This window comes from Streptomyces laculatispora, assembly GCF_017353455.1.
In the GTDB taxonomy this organism is placed as follows: domain Bacteria; phylum Actinomycetota; class Actinomycetes; order Streptomycetales; family Streptomycetaceae; genus Streptomyces; species Streptomyces laculatispora.
Genome location: NZ_JAFMPZ010000423.1, coordinates 1 through 5,583 on the forward strand (window position 1 = coordinate 1; position 5,583 = coordinate 5,583).

At 71.2% G+C, this 5,583-nt stretch carries 5 protein-coding genes; all 5 read left to right on the plus strand.

Annotated features, from left to right (window positions below; translation table 11 throughout):
• Positions 1-1,502: ABC-F family ATP-binding cassette domain-containing protein (locus tag J1C73_RS21165; protein WP_207317800.1), on the plus strand; the 1,502-nt coding region annotated here is incomplete at its 5' end.
• A gap of 217 nt (positions 1,503-1,719) precedes the next feature.
• Complete coding sequence (locus tag J1C73_RS35075) at positions 1,720-2,559, plus strand: amidohydrolase family protein (protein WP_242644492.1); 840 nt, start codon at positions 1,720-1,722, stop codon at positions 2,557-2,559.
• Complete coding sequence (locus J1C73_RS35080; RefSeq protein WP_242644493.1) at positions 2,451-3,194, plus strand: amidohydrolase family protein; 744 nt, start codon at positions 2,451-2,453, stop codon at positions 3,192-3,194. The genes J1C73_RS35075 and J1C73_RS35080 overlap by 109 nt, the downstream gene beginning before the upstream one ends.
• A complete protein-coding gene (locus tag J1C73_RS21175; RefSeq protein WP_207317801.1) occupies positions 3,191-3,859 on the plus strand; it encodes a GntR family transcriptional regulator in 669 nt (222 codons plus the stop codon). Before J1C73_RS35080 ends, J1C73_RS21175 begins: the two co-directional genes overlap by 4 nt.
• A gap of 124 nt (positions 3,860-3,983) precedes the next feature.
• Positions 3,984-5,189 (plus strand): amidohydrolase, encoded by a 1,206-nt coding sequence (locus tag J1C73_RS21180; RefSeq protein ID WP_207317802.1) that lies wholly within the window; start codon positions 3,984-3,986, stop codon positions 5,187-5,189.
• Positions 5,190-5,583 lie beyond the last annotated feature (394 nt).

The window sequence follows — 5,583 nt, forward strand, 5'->3', positions numbered from 1 at the left end:
TGCTGCGGCTGCTCGCCGGGCTCGACCAGCCGGAGGAGGGCGAGCTGCGGCTCTCCCCGCCCACCGCCACCGTCGGCCACCTGCCGCAGGAACCGGAGCGGCGCCCCGACGAGACCGTACGGGAGTTCCTGGCCCGCCGGACGGGTGTCGCCGAGGCCCAGGCGACGATGGACACCGCCACCCAGGCCCTCGTCGACGGGGCACCCGGCTCCGACGACGCGTACTCCGAGTCGCTGGAGCGCTGGCTCGCCCTCGGCGGCGCCGACCTGGACGAACGGGCCGAGGAGGTCGCCGCCGACCTCGGCCTGACCGTCGGTCTCGACCTGCCGATGACCACGCTCTCCGGTGGGCAGGCGGCCCGCGTGGGCCTCGCCTCGCTGCTGCTCTCCCGCTACGACATCTTCCTGCTCGACGAACCCACCAACGACCTCGACCTCGACGGCCTGGAACGGCTGGAGCGGTACGTCTGCGGACTGCGCGCCGGCACGGTCGTCATCAGCCACGACCGCGAATTCCTGATGCGCACGGTCACCAAGGTCCTCGAACTCGACCTGGCCCAGCAGCAGATCAACCTCTACGGCGGTGGCTACGCGGCATACCTGGAGGAGCGCGAGCGGGCCCGCAGGCACGCCCGCGAGGAGTTCGAGGAGTTCGCCGACAAGCGCTCCGCGCTCGAAGGCCGCGCCCTGATGCAGCGCTCCTGGATGGACAAGGGCGTCAGGAACGCGCGCCGCAAGGCCGGCGACTCCGACAAGATGGCCCGCAAGTTCCGCAGCGAGTCGAGCGAGAAGCAGGCCGCGAAGGCCCGCCAGACCCAGCGCATGATCGAGCGCCTCGATGTCGTGGACGAGCCGCGCAAGGAGTGGGAGCTGCGGATGGAGATCGCCTCCGCCCCTCGCTCCGGCTCCGTCGTGGCGACGCTGCGCGAGGCACGGGCCGGTCTCGGGGACTTCGTGTTCGGCCCGGTATCGCTCCAGATCGACTGGGCGGACCGGATCGCCATCACCGGTGCCAACGGCGCCGGGAAGTCGACCCTGCTCGCCGCTCTGCTCGGCCGTCTCCCGCTGGACTCGGGGCACGCGAGCCTGGGCTCGGGTGTGGTCGTCGGTGAGGTGGACCAGGCGCGGAAGCTGTTCCACGGTACGGAATCCCTGCTGGAGGCGTTCTGCGCGGCCGTCCCGGACACGGAACCGGCCGAGGTCCGTACCCTCCTCGCCAAATTCGGCCTGCGCGCCGACCATGTGATGCGCCCCGCGACCACCCTCTCCCCGGGCGAACGGACCCGCTCGGCACTCGCCCTGCTCCAGGGCCGCGGCGTCAACCTCCTCGTCCTGGACGAGCCCACGAACCATCTTGACCTGCCGGCGATCGAGCAGCTGGAATCGGCACTCGACTCGTACACGGGGACGCTGCTGCTGGTCACGCACGACCGGCGGATGCTGGAGGCGGTCCGCACGACCCGCCGCGTCGAGGTGGCGGCGGGACGGCTCACGGAGATCTGACGGGGCACCGGCTCCCCGGAGCCGTCACCCTGTTGGTATGCCAGAGAGTGCCGTCCTCTCCTCCATGCAGGCTTTTCGAGTCACAGTTTCCGACTAACTTCACATAACTCCTGATGATGCGGGCGCTTGGTATGCCAAGTGTTACTGTCGCCTTGCTCCGACCGAGGACCGCCGTCCGCTCGGGGCGGTCCGGTACACCGCACCCGCAGGAGGTCCCGTGCGAACCCGCTGGCGCGCCACCCACGTCCTCGCCCACCGCGACGGCGGGCACGCACTGCTCCGTGACGGCGAGATCGTGTGGGAGGACGACACGATCGCGTACGTGGGCACGGGGTACGACGGTCCGGTGGACGCGGAACTGGACCTCGGCGAGGCGCTGGTGACGCCCGGACTCATCGATCTGGACGCCCTCGCCGACATCGACCACCTCGTCCTGGACTCATGGGCGCCCCGCGAACGAGGCGCCGGACTCCTCTGGTCCCGGAACTACTTCGCCCACCGCCGCCGGCACGTCTTCACCCCGGAGGAACGGGCCACCGTCCGCGAGTACGCGCTCGTCCAGCTGGCCCTGCACGGCATCACCACCTACATGCCCATCGCATCGGAGGTCCACAGCGCCTGGGCGGAGCCGTACGACGAGCTCGTCCAGATGGCGCAGACCTCCCGGCGGATCGGCCTGCGGGGCTATCTGGGGCCCGCGTACCGGTCCGGCGTCAACGTGGCACTCCCCGACGGCGACCGCGGGGTCGCCTTCGACGAGGAACGCGGCCGCGAAGGGCTGCGGGACGCCGTGCGCTTCCTGGACCACGCCGCCGGGCTCGGCGATCCGCTGGTCAACGGCGTGCTCCTGCCGTGCCGGATCGAGACGCTCACCGAAGACCTCCTGCGCGAGACCGCCGCGATCGCGCGACGGCGCGACGTCCCGTACGGCTGCACTGTCTCCAGGGCATGGCCGAACGGGATCTCGTACAGGAGCTGCACGGCACCAGGCCCCTGCGGCTGCTCGCCCGCACCGGGCTGCTGGACAGCCGGCTCCTCGTGCCGCACGGCATCGTGACCGACCGCCACCCCGACGTGCACGGCGAGGACCGCGGCGACCTGGCCGCACTCGCGGCGGCGGGCGTATCCGTCATCCACTGCCCGCAGACCTCGCTGCGCTACGGCCAGGTACTGCACTCCTTCGACGCCTACCGGCGGGCAGGGATCAATCTGTGTCCGGGCACCGACTCCTTTCCGCCGGACCTCATCCGGGGCATGGACACCGGCGTCCACCTCGCGAAGGCCGTCGACGGACGCCTGGACGCCGCGCCCGCCGAGCACTACGCCGAGGCGGCCACGCTCGGCGGCGCCCGCGCACTGGGGCGCACCGACCTCGGGCGGCTGGAGCCCGGCGCGCAGGCGGACCTGGTGGCGTTCCGGCTGGACGACATCCGCGACGGCGTCCAGGACGACCCCGTCCGTACGTTCCTGCTGAACGGCACCGCCCGGCAGGCCACCCACTCCGTCGTGGCGGGGCGCCCCGTCATGACCGACGGCCGGATACCGGGCACCGACCTGCCGAACCTGCGGCGCCGGGCCCAGACCCTGTTCGAGACAATGCGCGCGGCCTACGGCGAGCGCGACCTGCGCCGCCGAGGCGCCGGCGAGCTGTTCCCGCCGACGTTCCCGCCGTACGAGGAGATCCCACGATGACCAATTCGCCCGAGTCCGGTGCGTCCCATGTCGATCACGCCGAGCGGACGATCCGCGCCCGCATCCTGTCCGGCGAGTACCCGCCCGGCGTACGTCTGCGGGAGCGCGAACTCTCCGAGGCCCTGGGCTTCTCGCGCATCCCCGTCCGGGAGGCGCTCACCCGGCTGACCGGGGAGGGCCTCGTGGTGATCTCCCCGCGGCGCGGCGCATCCGTGCGCAACCTCTCGCTGCGCGATGTGGCCGAGCTCTTCGACCTCCGGCTGAGCCTTGAGGTGTTCGCCGCCCGCAGGGCCGCGGAGGCCTGCGCGGCCGGCCGCGGCGGCGACCGGCTGCGCGAACTCATGGAAGCGGCCGAGGACGCCACCGGGCGGGGTGATATCCACGAGATTCCCGCCGCCAACACCGCCCTGCACGCGGAGATCGTCGCGATGACCGGGAACCGGCTGCTCCAGGACGCCCTTCAGCCCTCGCTGGGCCTGGTGCAGTGGCTGTTCACCCTCACCGGCGGCCTCGACCCGCGTGTGCAGTGCACCGAGCACCAGGACATCTGCGCCGCGATCCACGCGGGCAAGCCGGATCTGGCCGACGCCCTCGCCTATGCGCACATCGAGCGGGGCCGCGGCCCTTCCCTGGCGACCCTGGCCGAGGTGCTTCCGGCGGAGTGACCCGAGCCGCCCGGCACCTCCACCCCGACAACTGAACAGCGGCAACTGAAGAGGAACAACTTCATACCGACAACTTCATACCGACAACTTCATACCGGTCGACCGAACGAAGGAGAGGCACCACATGCTGATCACGAACGTCCGTCCCTGGGGCGGCGAGCCCTGCGACATCGAGATCAAGGACGGCGTGATAGCCGCGCTCACCCCGCACGACCCGAGCCGTGCCGCGGACGACACCGTGGCCGGACGGGGACGGCTCGCGCTGCCGTCGTTCTCCGACGTCCACTGCCACCTCGACTCCACCCGCATGGGGCTGCCCTTCCGCCCCCACACGGGCGCCCCCGGTGTCTGGGGCATGACGATGAACGACCGCGCGCACTGGCGTGAGGACGAGTGGAGCGTCGCCCAGCGGGCCACGTACACCCTGGGCCGCATGATCGAGCGCGGCACGACCCGCGTGCGCAGCTACGCCCAGATCGACGCGGACTGCGGTCTGGAGCGGCTGGAGGGTGTCCTCGCGGCCAAGGAGGCGCACGCCGGCCGGTGCGAGGTCGAGATCATGGCCTTCCCGCAGGCCGGTCTGCTCAAGGAGAAGGGCGTGCCGGAACTCATGGACCAGGCGATGTCCGCCGGTGCGTCCGTGGTCGGCGGTATCGACCCGTGCACCCTGGACCGCGACCCCGTACGTCATCTCGACATCGTCTTCGGCCTCGCCGAGCGCCACCAGGCACCGATCGACATCCACCTCCACGAGCCCGGCGCACTCGGTGTGTTCAGCGTCGACCTCATCCTGGAGCGGGTACGCGCCCTGGGCATGGCCGGTCAGGTGACGCTCTCGCACGCCTATGAACTCGGGACCGTCGACGAGGCGACCACTCGCCGCCTCATCGAGGAGTTCGCCGAGCTGGACATCGCGATGGCGACCATCGCACCGGCTCAGCAGCACGCCCTGCCGTTGGCCGAACTGACCGCCGCCGGTGTGCGGGTCGGCCTGGGGGAGGACGGCCAGCGCGACTTCTGGTCGCCCTACGGCAACGGGGACATGCTGGACCGCACCTGGCAGCTGGCCTTCACCAACCGCTACCGGGCCGACGAGCTGATCGAGCACTGCGTGGCCGTCGCGAGCCGCGGCGGGGCCTCGATCCTCCACACGGACCTGCCCCGTCTGACGTCCGTCTCGGACCGTCCCGGTCTCGCCGTCGGCGACAGTGCCGATCTGCTGCTGGTCGAGGGCGAGACGGTGGCGTCCGCCGTCATGGACCGCAGCGACGACCGTACGGTCCTGCATGCCGGCCGTGTCGTCGCCGACAGCCTGGAACTGGTCGGCTGACCCGCCGCCGCGGCCTTCGCGGCATCCGGCACGCTGCCGTCGTCCGCGACGAGATGGCACGCCACCTGCCGAGGAGCTGCCTCGCGGCCGCCACCGGTGGGCAGCGGGCGCAGTCCCGCTGTCACGCCCGGTTAAGGAACTGCAGGTCCGTGACGCGAGTCATGCAGGGGCCGAGACTCTCGTTGATGTCGGTGGTGGTCAGAGGCCAGGCACGGTGCCGGGGCAGTCTTCGATTTCGTGCGGACATGGAAGGCAGAATGACAGAAGGTCACTGCCGGTCCTCACGGTTTCTGTTCGACGGCGGTCTCCAGAAGCCGGCGTGCGGAGTCCGCGTCACGCATCACGGTCTTCTCGTCGAGCCCGAACACCTCGGCGAGGTGCAGCGGATCAGGCC

Bases quoted from the DNA above. Each gene is read 5' to 3' on its own strand.
- J1C73_RS21180 (WP_207317802.1), top strand. From the start codon at position 3,984: ATGCTGATCACGAACGTCCGTCCCTGGGGCGGCGAGCCCTGCGACATC.
- J1C73_RS21175 (WP_207317801.1), top strand. From the start codon at position 3,191: ATGACCAATTCGCCCGAGTCCGGTGCGTCCCATGTCGATCACGCCGAG.
- J1C73_RS35080 (WP_242644493.1), top strand. From the start codon at position 2,451: ATGGCCGAACGGGATCTCGTACAGGAGCTGCACGGCACCAGGCCCCTG.